The sequence below is a fragment of the Rhodococcus sp. P4_F3_2 genome (assembly GCF_056401335.1).
Genome location: NZ_JBFUJN010000023.1, coordinates 50948 through 64249, shown reverse-complemented (window position 1 = coordinate 64249; position 13302 = coordinate 50948). Strand labels below are relative to the sequence as shown.

Below are 13302 nucleotides of genomic sequence, written 5' to 3'. Positions count from 1 at the left end.
CCGGTTCAGCTCTTACTTCTGCACACGAGTCACGACTCGGCCGCAAATGCACTGACGGCGATTTCCGATCCGTCGCTTCCGCGGAGAATCTCGTAGTCCCCGAACACATTTGGCGCGACGTCGCGAAGCTGACGTAGGCACTCGATCGCGACTCGCCGGATCTCGACGTCGGCATGTTCGGTGGCGCGCATCTCGACGAAGTGCCGCCAGGCCCGATAGTTCCCGGTCACGACCAAGCGCGTCTCGGTTGCGTTGGGCAGCACGGAGCGCGCAGCTTGCCTGGCTTGCTTCCCACGCATCGGGGCACCGGGCACTGATTGCAATTTCCCCTCGAGGGCGGTCAGCAGTTCGCCGTAAGCGCGACGGCTCTCGTCGGTGGCAGACAGAAACAGTGCTTCGAGCTCGGGATCACCTTCGACCGCGGGAGGCACGACAACGTTCGCATCATTCTCGCGAACGAATCGCTGCGAGAGTTGCGAGTACGAGAAGTGCCGGTGACGAATCAATTCGTGAGTGCACGAGCGCGAGATACCAGTGATGTAGAAGCTCACCGTCGCGTGCTCTAGCACCGAAACGTGTCCGACCTCGAGCAGATGCCTCAGATAGCCGGCGTTGGTTGCGGTTCGCGGATTCGGCTTGGACCAACTCTGGTAGCAGGCTCGGCCGGAGAACTCGACGAGCGCTTCGCCGCCGTCCGCGTCCGTCTCCCACGAAATGTCCTCGGGCGGGAAGAACTCGGACTTCGCCACCAACTGCACTTTCAGCGACACCGTGTTCGGCACAACCCACTCCTCGACAAGCACGAAACGACCAGCACGAAACCCGGGCGCCGTTCGCCTCAGGTGCTGGGCAACTCTATAGCGGCTGCGCTCCCCCGAGATCGAGTGACGTCACCACACCCTTGACTGACGTCACTTTTGACGCCACTCTGGTGTCATGGACATTTCGGAGTACACCGCGAAGCTGCAGAATGACCTCGTCACCGCAGCCGAACTCGGCGACGATCACACGCGCCGGATTGCGGCGTCGTTGTCCGCCGCCATCGAACCCTCGGTCCGCCTGGTCTTGTTGGCCGCGGCGACGGAGTTGGCCAAGGAGATCGGGACCAAACTCGACGGCCGCGAGGTCAGGGTCAATCTCGACGGCAACGAGATCGTGACCGACGTCGTCCGCCCGACGAATTCGACCGGCGGCGAGGGCGGAAACGAGAAGGCAGACGACGAGAAGAAGGACTCCACTTACTCGTTCGACGACGTCAGCGGCGATATCAGCCGAGTGACGTTGAGGATGATGGAGCAGATCAAAGCCCGCGCCGAGGAGGCAGCCAATCAGAACGGAGTCTCCCTCAACTCGTGGGTTTCACAAGCCGTTCAGGGCGCATTGCGGGACCATATGCGCAAGAACGGCATGGACTAGTTCGACGCCACCCTGATCGCCGATGATCTAATTGCGCAACTGCAGTAATCACGAACCGTTGCCGCAAGGCGAGAAGGAGCACGTTCATGGCCGTTTCGGGCGTCAAGGAATTCGAGATCAAGGCTGATCCGGCGACGGTGATGAAGGCCGTAGCTGCAGTCGATCGGCTGCCGGAGTGGTCGTCTGCGCACAAGAAGATCACCATCGAGAGCACCCACGACGACGGTCGCCCCCATCGCGTTCGCATGGCCGTGTCCATTCTGGGAATCAACGACGAGCAGGTAGTCGACTACACCTTCGAGGGCGACGAGAAGGTGACCTGGACCCTCGTCGAGAGCGGCCAGCAGAACCAGCAGGACGGCTCGTACGTCTTGACTCCCACCGACGGTGGAACCAAAGTCACCTTCGAACTGACCATCGATCCCAAGATCCCGCTGCCGGGCTTCCTGGTGAAGAAGGCGCAGAAGACGGCCCTGGAAACAGCGAGCAAGGGCCTGACGAAGTTCGTCGAAAACTTCTGAGCGCACACGCAATTCAGGCGGCCCTTACTTCGGCGTTCATCGCCGGGTAGGGGCCGTTTGCCGTGAAGCCCAGCTGCGATTTCTCGGAAGTTCTTGCCGATGTTGAACATTCGCCGGTAGCCGTGGACCGCCCGGAGTAACGTCGGCCGCGTGTCCGCCGAGACCGCAGAGCCCAACTCCATGGCACCCGTGCGCATCCTCGTCTACAGCGACGACGCACACACCCGCGAGCAAGTTCGGCTCGCTCTCGGAGAGCGCCCACATCCTTCGATGCCCACCATCGACTACGTCGAGGTCGCGACGGCGCCGATCGTCGTCGACAAGCTCGATGCCGGCGGAATCGATCTCGCCATCCTCGACGGCGAGGCGAGTCCGGCGGGCGGCATGGGCGTCGCGAAACAACTCAAGGACGAGATCGTCGACTGTCCGCCGATCCTCGTACTGACCGGTCGACCCGACGATGCGTGGCTGGCGTCGTGGTCGCGAGCGGAAGCCTCAGTGCCGCAGCCGATAGATCCGATGGAACTCTCTTCCACCGTCATCGCGCTTCTGCGTCGGCAACTGAGCCGGTGAGCACCCGTTGCAGCGGTGATTCGTTGCGGCGCCGACTACTTCGGACTTTCGAGAGCGAAACTCGGCACCTCGAAAATCAACCCAATGTCGGAGGCCTCCCCTAGTGTGGGTGTCGCAGGTCACATAAGTGTCGAATTGCTGGCAGTATCGAAATCGAACGGCACCTTCGGGTTAACGGCACCTTCGGGCTAGGCGGACATCCGCACAGCGGAGAGGAGTTCGGGTGAGATGAACGCTTACATCCCCATTCTCGTTCTCGGGGTCATCGCGATGGCCTTCGCTGTGGTGTCGGTTGTTCTCGCGTCCGTGGTCGGCCCGAAGCGGTACAACAGGGCGAAACTCGAAGCCTACGAATGCGGAATCGAACCGGCACCCCGTACCGCTGGTGGCGGACGGTTTCCCGTCAAGTTCTATCTGACGGCAATGCTGTTCATCATCTTCGACATCGAGATCGTTTTCCTCTATCCGTGGGCGGTGCATTTCGATTCGCTCGGCTTGTTCGGCCTCGCGGCGATGGGCCTTTTCATAGTCAACGTCTCGGTGGCATACGCATACGAATGGCGACGAGGCGGTCTCGGTTGGGACTAGCTCAGCGAACACAGGAACAGCACACACGAGTCAGACAAAACCGGTCACACCGCAGCTGTTACGACTGAAAAGAGTCGGATATGGGTCTCGAAGAAAAGCTCCCCAGCGGATTTCTACTGACCACGGTCGAGGGCCTGGCAGGTTATGCCCGCAAAGGATCACTGTGGCCTGCCACCTTCGGGCTCGCGTGCTGCGCCATCGAGATGATGGCAACCACGTCGGGTCGCTTCGACCTGGCGCGGTTCGGCATGGAGGCATTCCGCGCGTCGCCGCGACAGGCAGACCTTCTGATCGTGGCCGGGCGGGTCAGTCAAAAGATGGGCCCGGTACTTCGTCAGGTCTACGACCAGATGGCCGAGCCGAAATGGGTTCTGGCCATGGGTGTATGCGCGTCGTCCGGCGGAATGTTCAACAACTACGCAGTGGTTCAGGGCGTCGACCACATCGTGCCGGTCGACATCTACTTGCCCGGCTGTCCACCGCGGCCGGAGATGCTCCTGAACGCGATCATCGAACTGCACCGAAAGATCCAGGAAATGCCCCTCGGCGTGAACCGCGAAGAGGCACGCGCGGCAGCCGAGCGCGCCGCACTGGCATCCACCCCCACCATCGACATGAAGGGGCTGCTGCGATGACCTCGGGTAACACCGGCGCGAGAGGGATGTTCGGGGTCCGCGGCACTGGCGACACCTCGGGCTACAGCAGGCTTGCCCCTCCGATCTCTCTAGAGGACAAGGCTTCTCGACCCTTCGGCGGTTATTTCGATGCAGTCGCGGATTCGTTGGACGCGGCATTGAGCAGCGCGGGTGGCACTTTCGCCGCTGCAGTCGAGCGTGTGGTGATCTTTCGAGACGAGATGACGCTGCACGTCGAACGCTCCCACTTGCCGCAGGTTGCGCGAAGACTGCGCGACGAACCGGACCTTCGCTTCGAGCTCTGCCTGGGTGTCGACGGAGTGCACTACCCGCAGGACACCGGTCGTGAACTGCACGCCGTGTATCCACTTGCCTCGATTACGCACAACCGCCGAATCAGGCTGGAAGTATCTGTGCCGGATTCCGATCCGCATATTCCGTCGATCGTCGGGATCTACCCGACCAATGACTGGCATGAACGCGAGACGTACGACTTCTTCGGGATCGTCTTCGACGGTCATCCGGCCCTGACCCGCATCGAGATGCCCGACGACTGGAAAGGCCACCCCCAGCGGAAGGACTATCCGCTCGGCGGTATCCCGGTCGAGTACAAGGGCGCCCAGACTCCGCCTCCCGACGAGCGTAGGTCGTACAACTGATGAACGAGACGACAGGAAGCAACTCCGGTGCCACGACGGAAACCGTCGTCACGGCATCGGGTCAGGACTGGGACGACATCGTCACCGCGGCCGCCCGCCAGCGAACCGGCGAGGCGGAACGGATCGTGGTCAACATGGGCCCACAGCATCCGTCCACTCACGGGGTCTTGCGCCTCATTCTCGAGATCGAGGGTGAGACGGTCGTGGAAGCTCGATGTGGAATCGGGTACCTGCACACCGGAATCGAGAAGAATCTCGAATTCCGGAACTGGACGCAGGGTGTCACTTTCGTTACTCGAATGGACTACCTGTCACCGTTCTTCAACGAAACCGCGTACTGCCTCGGAGTCGAGAAACTTCTCGACATCACCGACGACATTCCCGAGCGAGCCACCGTCATTCGCGTGATGATGATGGAACTCAATCGGATCTCCTCACATCTCGTGGCCCTGGCGACCGGCGGAATGGAACTCGGCGCCGTAACGGCGATGCTGTTCGGATTCCGCGAACGCGAATTGATTCTGGACGTGTTCGAGACGATCACCGGACTGCGGATGAATCACGCCTACATCAGGCCTGGTGGTCTCGCTCAGGATCTACCCGACGGGTCGGTCGCGAAGGTTCGGGAATTGTTGAAGGTCCTACCGAAACGGTTACGTGACGTCGAACTGATGCTCAGCGACAACTCCATCTGGAAAGCACGTACCCAGGGAATCGGATATCTCGATCTCACCGGCTGTATGGCGCTCGGGGTGACGGGGCCGGTCCTTCGCGCCACAGGTCTCCCCCACGATCAGCGTCGAGCGCAGCCGTACTGCGGCTACGAGAACTACGAGTTCGACGTAGTGACACACGACGGATCCGATTGCTACGGAAGGTACGTCATCCGCGTCGAGGAGATGAAGGAGTCCCTCAAGATCGTGGAGCAGTGCCTCGACAAGCTGCAACCGGGCCCGGTCATGGTGGACGACAAGAAGATCGCCTGGCCTGCCGATCTCGCTGTGGGACCGGATGGCCTCGGCAACTCGCAGAAGCACATCGCCAAGATCATGGAGTCCTCCATGGAAGGTCTGATTCACCATTTCAAACTGGTCACCGAGGGTATCCGCGTGCCGCCAGGTCAGGTGTACGTCGCCGTCGAGTCTCCGCGTGGCGAACTGGGGGTGCACATGGTCAGCGACGGGGGAACCCGGCCGTACCGCGTCCATTTCCGGGACCCGTCGTTCACCAACCTTCAAGCGGTCGCCGCGATGTGTGAGGGAGGCATGGTGTCCGACGTGATCGCTTCGGTTGCCAGTATCGATCCCGTCATGGGCGGAGTGGACCGATGACCGGCCCGAACGGCTCGTCACGCGTGTTCATCGAACTCGGGCCGCGCCCGGAGGAGCCCACGCAATTGGTACGCCCTGGCGCACGATCGAGCTATCCACCCGACGTACTCGCCCGACTCGACGCCGACGCCGAAACCGTCATCGCTCGCTACCGTGAGCCTGACGCCGCCGCGACCACCAGTCGATCCGCCCTCTTGCCGCTCCTTCATCTCGTGCAATCCGAGGACGGGTACATCACCCCGGCCGGGATCGATTTCTGCAGTGCCAAGCTGGGTTTGACGGGCGCCGAGGTCGCCGCAGTTTCCACCTTCTATTCCATGTATCGCCGGGGGCCGACGGGTGAGTATCTGGTCGGAGTCTGCACCAACACGCTGTGCGCGATCATGGGCGGCGACGACATCCTCGCGGCACTCGAAGAGCATCTGGGCTCGACAGGCTCCAGAGATGAAGGTGGACACTCCATCTCGACGTCCGACGGTAAGATCACCCTCGAACACATCGAGTGCAATGCGGCGTGCGACTACGCCCCCGTCATGATGATCAACTGGGAGTTCTTCGACAATCAGACCCCGGAATCGGCGCGCTCACTCGTCGATGCGCTCCGCGCCGGAGAGCGCGTGACACCCGATCGCGGTGCCACGCTGTGCTCGTTCCGGCAGACTGCGCGCACTCTGGCTGGTTTTCCGGATACGCGAATCGAGGCAGCCGAAGCGCAGACCGTCGGCGATGCAACTCTTGCCGGACTACGTATCAGCCGATCTCTCGACGACAACCCATCCGGCTCGGCTTCCGCGGCCGACGCTCCCGGCGAAGGGAAGTGACATGACACTCGCCCCCGTCCTGAGTCGATACTGGGATCAACCGAATTCATGGACCCTCGACAGCTACCTTCGCCGCGACGGCTACCAGGCGCTGCGCAAAGCGCTGGCCACGCCCCCCGACGCCGTGATCGAAACCGTCAAGGACGCGGGCCTGCGCGGACGTGGCGGCGCGGGCTTCCCGACAGGCCTCAAGTGGAGCTTCATCCCCCAGGTCTCCGAAGACAAGCCAGGAGACGGCAAGCCTCACTACCTCGTCGTCAATGCCGACGAGTCCGAACCGGGCACATGCAAGGACATGCCGTTGATGATGGCGACCCCACACACGTTGGTGGAGGGAGTGATCATCGCGGCGTACGCAATTCGAGCAGCGAAGGCGTTCATCTACGTCAGAGGTGAGGTTGTCCCGGTTCTGCGACGCCTGCAGACCGCTGTCGCCGAGGCTTACGCGGCCGGATATCTGGGCCGCAACGTCCTCGGTTCGGGTTTCGATCTGGATCTCGTCGTCCATGCCGGAGCCGGCGCCTATATCTGTGGGGAAGAGACGGCCCTCCTCGATTCGTTGGAGGGACGACGCGGTCAGCCTCGACTGCGGCCGCCGTTCCCCGCTGTCGCCGGTCTCTATGCCTGCCCGACCGTCGTCAACAACGTCGAGTCCATCGCGAGTGTTCCGTCGATCGTCCTGGGCGGCCCGGAGTGGTTCCGATCGATGGGAAGTGAGAAGTCACCGGGATTCACGCTGTATTCGCTCTCGGGTCATGTCACCACCCCCGGCCAGTACGAGGCTGAACTCGGGATCACCTTGCGCGAGCTGCTCGAATACGCAGGTGGGGTCCGCGCTGGACACACCCTCAAATTCTGGACTCCCGGCGGATCCTCGACACCGATCTTCACCGACGAACATCTCGATGTCCCACTCGACTACGAGGGCGTCGGCGCCGCGGGATCCATGCTCGGTACCAAGGCCTTGCAGATATTCGACGAGACAACCTGCATCGTGCGTGCGGTGTTGCGATGGACCGAGTTCTACGCTCACGAATCCTGCGGTAAATGCACGCCGTGCCGCGAGGGCACGTACTGGCTGGTGCAGATCCTGCGTCGGCTCGAAGGCGGAACAGGAACCGAGGCCGATCTCACCAAACTTCTCGATATCTCGGACACGATCCTCGGAAAGTCCTTCTGCGCGTTGGGTGATGGAGCGACCAGCCCGATCATGTCTTCCTTGAAGTACTTCCGCGAGGAATACGTAGCGCATTTCGACGGGAACGGATGCCCGTTCGATCCTCACCGGTCCGTTCTCGCGACAGGAGCGTTCGTCTCATGACTGCAGCCGACGCCACCACTGGAACCGATGCGGCACCGCCGACCGAACTCGTCACCCTCACCATCGACGGCCGGGAACTCCAGGTCCCCCAGGGCACGTTGATCATTCGCGCTGCGGAGATGATCGGCACCCAGATTCCGCGGTTCTGCGATCATCCTCTTCTGGACCCGGTCGGTGCTTGCCGCCAGTGCATCGTGGAAGTCGAAGGTCAACGCAAGCCGGTGGCGTCCTGCACGACACCGGTTGCGGACGGAATGGTCGTCACCACACAGCTCACGTCGCCTGTGGCCGAGAAGGCGCAACGCGGGGTGATGGAACTCCTGCTCATCAACCACCCTCTGGACTGCCCCGTGTGCGACAAGGGCGGCGAGTGTCCGCTCCAGAACCAGGCGATGTCGACCGGTCGCACCGAATCCCGGTTCGGTGAGGAGAAAAGGACCTACCCCAAGCCCATCCCCCTCTCGTCCGAGATCCTCCTCGACCGCGAGCGTTGTGTCCTCTGCGCCAGGTGCACGCGATTCTCGAGTCAGATCGCCGGCGACCCGTTCATCGATCTCCTCGAGCGCGGCGCGCTTCAACAGGTCGGGATCTACGCCAACGAGCCCTTCGAGTCCTACTTCTCGGGCAACACCATCCAGGTTTGCCCGGTCGGCGCGCTCACCAGTACGGCATACCGATTCCGGGCGCGACCGTTCGATCTGGTGTCCAGCCCCAGCGTGTGTGAACACTGCGCCGACGGATGTGCTCAGCGCACCGACCACCGTCGCGGAAAGGTTCTCCGTCGTCTCGCCGGGGACGACCCCGACGTCAACGAGGAATGGAACTGCGACAAGGGGCGCTTCGCTTTCACGTACACGACCCAAGGTGATCGGATCACCACTCCCCTGATCCGCAACGCTGACGGCGAATTGATTCCGGCGTCGTGGCCCATGGCACTCGACCTCGTTGCGCGATCCTTCGCGCAGACCCGCGGTGACGCAGGCGTACTCGTCGGCGGACGCTCTACCTTGGAGGACGCCTACGCCTACGGTAAGTTCGCGCGAGTTGCTCTCGCTACCAACAACATCGATTTCCGAATCCGCGCTCACTCAGCCGAAGAGGAAGATTTCCTCTCAGCTCACGTCGCGGGCCGCACACTTGAAGGGTCGGTGACGTACCAGGACCTCGAATCTGCCCCGACCGCGTTGCTGGTAGCTCTCGAGCCCGAGGAGGAGTCACCGATCATCTTCCTGCGACTGCGCAAGGCCGCACGTTTCGGCAAGACGACGGTGCTCTCCAGCGCGCCATTCGCTACGCGCGGCCTGCAGAAGATGGGCGGTGGTCTACTTCGGACCGTACCCGGAAGTGAAGCAGCTCTGATGAATTCGTTGTCCCACCCCAGCAGTGAGGAGGGTCAGCTCCTCCGGCAGCCCGGTGCTGTGATCCTGCTGGGTGAGCGACTGAGTGCGGTAGCAGGCGGCTTCGCCGCGGCGCTGCGACTCGCCGAATCGACGGGAGCTTCTTTGGCTTGGGTACCACGCCGCGCTGGTGATCGCGGCGCCGTCGAGGCCGGCGCGCTACCGGGATTGCTTCCCGGCGGACGCCCCGTTGCGGACCCGGCAGCACGTCAGGAGGTGGAATCGGTGTGGGGGGCCTCCATCCCGGCATCCGACGGTCGCGACGCCGCGAGTCTGCTGGATCCGGGGCAGACGACTGCTGCGCTTCTTGTCGGCGGCGTCGAGTTGAGTGATCTCCCGAACCCGGCGAAGGCAAGGGCCGCGRTCGAAGCCGCAGGGTTCGTTGTGAGTTTGGAGATCCGTCACAGCGGAGTCACCGAACTCGCCGACGTCGTCTTCCCGGTGGCACCGGTCGCCGAGAAGCCCGGAACCTTCCTCGACTGGGAAGGCCGCGAGCGCGTGTTCGACACCGCGTTGAGAACGACAGGAGTAATGCCGGATCAGCGCGTTCTCCACGCGATCGCAGCCGAGATGGGCATCGATCTGGGCCTACCCGACGCAGATTCCGCACGCTCGGAGATACACCGCCTCGGCGCGTGGTCCGGATCGCGCCCCAACTCGCCTCAGGTCCCGTCAGGCACCATGCCCACACCGGCACTGGGCGAGGCAGTGTTGTCGAGTTGGCGAATGTTGCTCGACAACGGGCGATTGCAAGACGGCGAGCCCAACCTGGCGGGTACGGCACGGCCGTCGCTCGTGCGTTTGTCGGCCGAGACCGCTGCCGAGATCGGCGCCGACAACGGCGATCACGTTGCGGTGTCGACTGAATCCGGTTCCATCACATTACCGTTGGAGATCACCGACCTCCCGCCTCGAACAGTCTGGCTCCCGCTCAATTCACCGGGTAGCACGATCTACGAAACGCTCTGCGTCACCGCGGGGTCCGTGGTGAAGATTGCGAAGGCGGGAGCGCAATGAACACCCACGAGTACGGGACGGTCGCAGCTCCGGTCGACCTGTCGGCGTTCGGGCACGACCCGTGGTGGTTGGTGATCGGCAAGGCTCTCGCAATCTTCGTGTTCCTCGTACTCACCCCGCTGGTGGCGATCTACGCGGAACGAAAGGTCATGGCACGCATGCAGATGCGTGTCGGACCGAACCGCGTCGGCCCCCGTGGAATGCTCCAGAGCCTCGCTGACGGAATCAAGCTCGCCCTCAAGGAGGGCATCACACCGACCGGCGCCGACAAACCGATTTACCTCCTCGCGCCCGTCATCGCGGTCGTGCCCGCCTTCATGGCGTTTGCTGTCATCCCGTTCGGTCCACAGGTGTCGATTTTCGGAACCCGGTCACCCCTGCAACTGACCGATCTACCGGTCGGCGTTCTGTACATCCTGGCCGTCACTTCTATCGGTGTGTACGGGATCGTCCTTGCCGGCTGGTCTTCGGGATCGACGTATCCCCTACTGGGCGCACTTCGATCGACCGCTCAGGTCATCTCGTACGAGGTAGCGATGGGCCTGTCTTTCGCTGCCGTTTTCCTCTACGCCGGCACGATGTCCACGTCCGGCATCGTCGACGCCCAACAGGGAGCCTGGTACGTCTTTCTCCTCCTGCCGTCCTTCCTGATCTACGTGACAGCCATGGTCGGCGAAACCAACAGGGCTCCCTTCGACCTTCCCGAGGCCGAGGGTGAGCTGGTAGGTGGGTTCCACACCGAGTACTCCTCCCTCAAGTTCGCGATGTTCATGCTGGCCGAGTACGTGAACATGGTGACGGTGTCCGCTCTGGCCACCACGCTGTTTCTGGGCGGGTGGCACGCACCGTTCCCGTTCAATCTTTGGGACGGCGCCAATTCCGGTTGGTGGCCGGTGCTGTGGTTTGTCGCGAAAGTGTGGGGCTTCCTCTTCGTCTTCATCTGGTTGCGCAGCACGCTTCCTCGATTGCGCTACGACCAGTTCATGAATCTCGGCTGGAAGGTATTGATCCCAGCAGCTTTGGTATGGGTGATGGTGATCGCGACCGTTCGTGCGTTCCGCAACGAGGGCTACAACACCTGGGTCGTACTTCTCTGCGTCGCACTGGTTCTCGGAGCTGCGCTCCTGATCGTGTTGGCCGGGACTTACCGCGGCCGACGCCGAACTGCCGCGTTGGTCACCGCTTCGGGGACCTTGCCTTTCGATCCAATGTCGGGCGGCTTCCCGGTTCCACCGCTGCCTGGTCAAAAACTGCCTGGTCAAAAACTGCCTGGTCAGAACGTGCCACCGCCGCGACGCACAGATGTTTCCGACACATCGGAGGACTCCCATGCCTGAATTCCTCGGACCTATCGCGGGTTTCGGAGTGACGCTCTCGACCATGTTCAAGAAACCCGAGACCGAGTTCTATCCGGAGGAGAAGCGCCCCACCGCGCCCGGATACCACGGTCGCCATCAACTCAACCGGTATGCGGACGGACTCGAGAAGTGCATCGGTTGCGAACTGTGTGCCTGGGCCTGCCCCGCCGACGCGATCTATGTCGAGGGTGCTGACAACACCGAAGAAGAACGGTTCTCCCCCGGTGAGCGCTACGGGCAGGTGTATCAGATCAACTACCTGCGGTGCATCGGCTGCGGCCTCTGCGTCGAGGCCTGCCCCACTCGGGCCCTCACGATGACCAACGAGTACGAGATGGTCGACGACAATCGAGCTGGATTGATCTACGAGAAGGACCGACTGCTCGCGCCCCTGAAACCCGACATGACAGCGCCACCACACGCGCTGCGTCCCGGCACAACTCAGGACGACTACTACCGCGGCGACATCACAGCAGTACCCGAACAAGCAGCACCCGAACAAGCAGCACCCGAACAAGCAGCACCCGAACAAGCAGTATCCGAGCGAGAGCCGAACCCGGAGACCGAGAAATGATCGCGGCGGTCACGACCACGATCCTGGCGGAGGGAACGATGACATCGACCTCCACCGGCGAGGCGGTGCAGTTCTGGATCCTCGGAACCCTTGCGGTGATCAGCGCTTTGGGTGTCGTCGCCGCGCCCAAGGCCGTCTACTCTGCACTCTTCCTTGCGATGACGATGATCATCCTGGCCGTGTTCTACATCGTCCAGGGCGCGCTGTTCCTGGGTGTCGTCCAGATCGTCGTCTATACCGGCGCGGTGATGATGTTGTTCTTGTTCGTCCTGATGCTGGTGGGCGTGGATTCTTCGGACTCCCTGGTCGAAACGCTACGCGGACAACGAGTCAGCGCGATCGTGATCGGCGTCGGATTCGGGCTACTCCTTATCGGCGGCCTCGGAAATGCGTCGATCTCGGGCTTCACCGGATTCACCGGACTCGACCAGGGCAACATCGACGCACTCGCCGATCTCATCTTCATCCGCTACGTCTGGGCCTTCGAACTGACCGGCGCGCTGCTGATCACGGCGACACTCGGCGCAATGATGCTCGCACACCGGGAGAAGATCGGAGCCACACTCAGCCAACGCGAACTCTCCAAGCAACGATTCGCGTACCTGGGCAGCGATGAAGACAATCCCGAAAAGGGCTCGGCCACTCCACTCCCCAGTCCCGGCGTGTACGCACGTCACAACGCAGTGGACATGCCGGCCTTGTTGCCGGACGGAACGTTCTCGACGCTCTCGGTCAGCAGCGCGCTCACTCCACGTTCCCCGGATCCGAGCACCGGTGAGGAGACTCAGCGATGAATCCCGAGAACTATCTGTATCTGTCCGTCCTGTTGTTCACGATCGGAGCTGCAGGAGTCCTCCTGCGCCGCAACGCCATCGTGGTGTTCATGTGTATCGAATTGATGCTCAACGCCGCCAACTTGGCGTTCGTAACCTTCGCGCGCATGCACGGCAATCTGGACGGCCAGATCTTCGCCTTCTTCACGATGGTGGTCGCTGCGGCCGAAGTAGTCGTCGGCCTGGCAATCATCATGATCATCTTCCGATCTCGGCGTTCTGTATCCGTCGACGACGCAGACCTGCTGAAGTACTGAT

General features: G+C 62.2%; 15 protein-coding genes. 14 read left to right on the top strand and 1 reads right to left on the bottom strand.

The genetic code is table 11. The features are described from left to right. Positions 1–29: 29 nt before the first annotated feature. Complete coding sequence (gene thyX, locus AC1DWA_RS23030) at positions 30–782, bottom strand: FAD-dependent thymidylate synthase (RefSeq protein ID WP_477845973.1); 753 nt, start codon at positions 780–782, stop codon at positions 30–32. Between the two features lie 154 nt (positions 783–936). Here thyX and AC1DWA_RS23025 point away from each other — a divergent pair, with 154 nt between their 5' ends. The 14 genes from AC1DWA_RS23025 to nuoK all read left to right on the top strand — a co-directional run bounded on the left by AC1DWA_RS23025 (position 937) and on the right by nuoK (position 13301). Further along, on the top strand, positions 937–1416 hold the full coding sequence (locus tag AC1DWA_RS23025) for a toxin-antitoxin system HicB family antitoxin (RefSeq protein WP_477845972.1): 480 nt from the start codon (positions 937–939) through the stop codon (positions 1414–1416). An 86-nt stretch (positions 1417–1502) separates the two neighbouring features. Further along, positions 1503–1937, top strand: a complete 435-nt coding sequence (locus tag AC1DWA_RS23020; RefSeq protein ID WP_046378469.1) for an SRPBCC family protein — start codon at positions 1503–1505, stop codon at positions 1935–1937. A gap of 180 nt (positions 1938–2117) precedes the next feature. Then, positions 2118–2510: an Rv3143 family two-component system response regulator gene (locus tag AC1DWA_RS23015; RefSeq protein WP_044480360.1), complete on the top strand. Its 393-nt coding sequence runs from the start codon at positions 2118–2120 to the stop codon at positions 2508–2510. A gap of 228 nt (positions 2511–2738) precedes the next feature. Further along, the gene (locus AC1DWA_RS23010) at positions 2739–3098 is read left to right on the top strand and encodes an NADH-quinone oxidoreductase subunit A (protein WP_003942165.1); all 360 of its coding nucleotides are present in this window, start codon (positions 2739–2741) and stop codon (positions 3096–3098) included. An 80-nt stretch (positions 3099–3178) separates the two neighbouring features. Beyond that, positions 3179–3733 (top strand): NuoB/complex I 20 kDa subunit family protein, encoded by a 555-nt coding sequence (locus AC1DWA_RS23005; RefSeq protein WP_003942234.1) that lies wholly within the window; start codon positions 3179–3181, stop codon positions 3731–3733. Next, positions 3730–4392, top strand: a complete 663-nt coding sequence (locus AC1DWA_RS23000; RefSeq protein WP_020907509.1) for an NADH-quinone oxidoreductase subunit C — start codon at positions 3730–3732, stop codon at positions 4390–4392. The genes AC1DWA_RS23005 and AC1DWA_RS23000 overlap by 4 nt, the downstream gene beginning before the upstream one ends. Continuing rightward, a complete protein-coding gene (nuoD, locus tag AC1DWA_RS22995; RefSeq protein ID WP_019748173.1) occupies positions 4392–5723 on the top strand; it encodes an NADH dehydrogenase (quinone) subunit D in 1332 nt (443 codons plus the stop codon). The genes AC1DWA_RS23000 and nuoD overlap by 1 nt, the downstream gene beginning before the upstream one ends. Next, entirely contained in the window at positions 5720–6544 is an 825-nt protein-coding gene (gene nuoE / locus AC1DWA_RS22990) for an NADH-quinone oxidoreductase subunit NuoE (protein ID WP_477845971.1), read from the top strand. The genes nuoD and nuoE overlap by 4 nt, the downstream gene beginning before the upstream one ends. Position 6545: 1 nt before the next feature. Then, positions 6546–7865 (top strand): NADH-quinone oxidoreductase subunit NuoF, encoded by a 1320-nt coding sequence (gene nuoF / locus AC1DWA_RS22985; RefSeq protein WP_019748171.1) that lies wholly within the window; start codon positions 6546–6548, stop codon positions 7863–7865. Further along, the gene (locus AC1DWA_RS22980) at positions 7862–10279 is read left to right on the top strand and encodes an NADH-quinone oxidoreductase subunit G (RefSeq protein WP_477917079.1); all 2418 of its coding nucleotides are present in this window, start codon (positions 7862–7864) and stop codon (positions 10277–10279) included. The genes nuoF and AC1DWA_RS22980 overlap by 4 nt, the downstream gene beginning before the upstream one ends. After that, positions 10276–11616, top strand: a complete 1341-nt coding sequence (nuoH, locus tag AC1DWA_RS22975; protein WP_477845969.1) for an NADH-quinone oxidoreductase subunit NuoH — start codon at positions 10276–10278, stop codon at positions 11614–11616. The genes AC1DWA_RS22980 and nuoH overlap by 4 nt, the downstream gene beginning before the upstream one ends. Further along, positions 11609–12211 carry an NADH-quinone oxidoreductase subunit NuoI gene (gene nuoI, locus AC1DWA_RS22970; RefSeq protein WP_477845968.1) on the top strand — a complete coding sequence of 201 codons (603 nt, stop codon included), beginning with the start codon at positions 11609–11611 and terminating at the stop codon, positions 12209–12211. Before nuoH ends, nuoI begins: the two co-directional genes overlap by 8 nt. Further along, positions 12208–13005 carry an NADH-quinone oxidoreductase subunit J gene (locus tag AC1DWA_RS22965; RefSeq protein ID WP_019748167.1) on the top strand — a complete coding sequence of 266 codons (798 nt, stop codon included), beginning with the start codon at positions 12208–12210 and terminating at the stop codon, positions 13003–13005. Before nuoI ends, AC1DWA_RS22965 begins: the two co-directional genes overlap by 4 nt. Continuing rightward, a complete protein-coding gene (gene nuoK, locus AC1DWA_RS22960; RefSeq protein WP_003942238.1) occupies positions 13002–13301 on the top strand; it encodes an NADH-quinone oxidoreductase subunit NuoK in 300 nt (99 codons plus the stop codon). Before AC1DWA_RS22965 ends, nuoK begins: the two co-directional genes overlap by 4 nt. Position 13302 lies beyond the last annotated feature (1 nt).

What these genes read in the sequence shown, in the direction of transcription:
- AC1DWA_RS23025 (WP_477845972.1), top strand. Translation starts at nt 937, where the DNA reads ATGGACATTTCGGAGTACACCGCGAAGCTGCAGAATGACCTCGTCACC.
- AC1DWA_RS23020 (WP_046378469.1), top strand. Translation starts at nt 1,503, where the DNA reads ATGGCCGTTTCGGGCGTCAAGGAATTCGAGATCAAGGCTGATCCGGCG.
- AC1DWA_RS23015 (WP_044480360.1), top strand. Translation starts at nt 2,118, where the DNA reads ATGGCACCCGTGCGCATCCTCGTCTACAGCGACGACGCACACACCCGC.
- AC1DWA_RS23010 (WP_003942165.1), top strand. Translation starts at nt 2,739, where the DNA reads ATGAACGCTTACATCCCCATTCTCGTTCTCGGGGTCATCGCGATGGCC.
- AC1DWA_RS23005 (WP_003942234.1), top strand. Translation starts at nt 3,179, where the DNA reads ATGGGTCTCGAAGAAAAGCTCCCCAGCGGATTTCTACTGACCACGGTC.
- AC1DWA_RS23000 (WP_020907509.1), top strand. Translation starts at nt 3,730, where the DNA reads ATGACCTCGGGTAACACCGGCGCGAGAGGGATGTTCGGGGTCCGCGGC.
- nuoD (WP_019748173.1), top strand. Translation starts at nt 4,392, where the DNA reads ATGAACGAGACGACAGGAAGCAACTCCGGTGCCACGACGGAAACCGTC.
- nuoE (WP_477845971.1), top strand. Translation starts at nt 5,720, where the DNA reads ATGACCGGCCCGAACGGCTCGTCACGCGTGTTCATCGAACTCGGGCCG.
- nuoF (WP_019748171.1), top strand. Translation starts at nt 6,546, where the DNA reads ATGACACTCGCCCCCGTCCTGAGTCGATACTGGGATCAACCGAATTCA.
- nuoH (WP_477845969.1), top strand. Translation starts at nt 10,276, where the DNA reads ATGAACACCCACGAGTACGGGACGGTCGCAGCTCCGGTCGACCTGTCG.
- nuoI (WP_477845968.1), top strand. Translation starts at nt 11,609, where the DNA reads ATGCCTGAATTCCTCGGACCTATCGCGGGTTTCGGAGTGACGCTCTCG.
- AC1DWA_RS22965 (WP_019748167.1), top strand. Translation starts at nt 12,208, where the DNA reads ATGATCGCGGCGGTCACGACCACGATCCTGGCGGAGGGAACGATGACA.
- nuoK (WP_003942238.1), top strand. Translation starts at nt 13,002, where the DNA reads ATGAATCCCGAGAACTATCTGTATCTGTCCGTCCTGTTGTTCACGATC.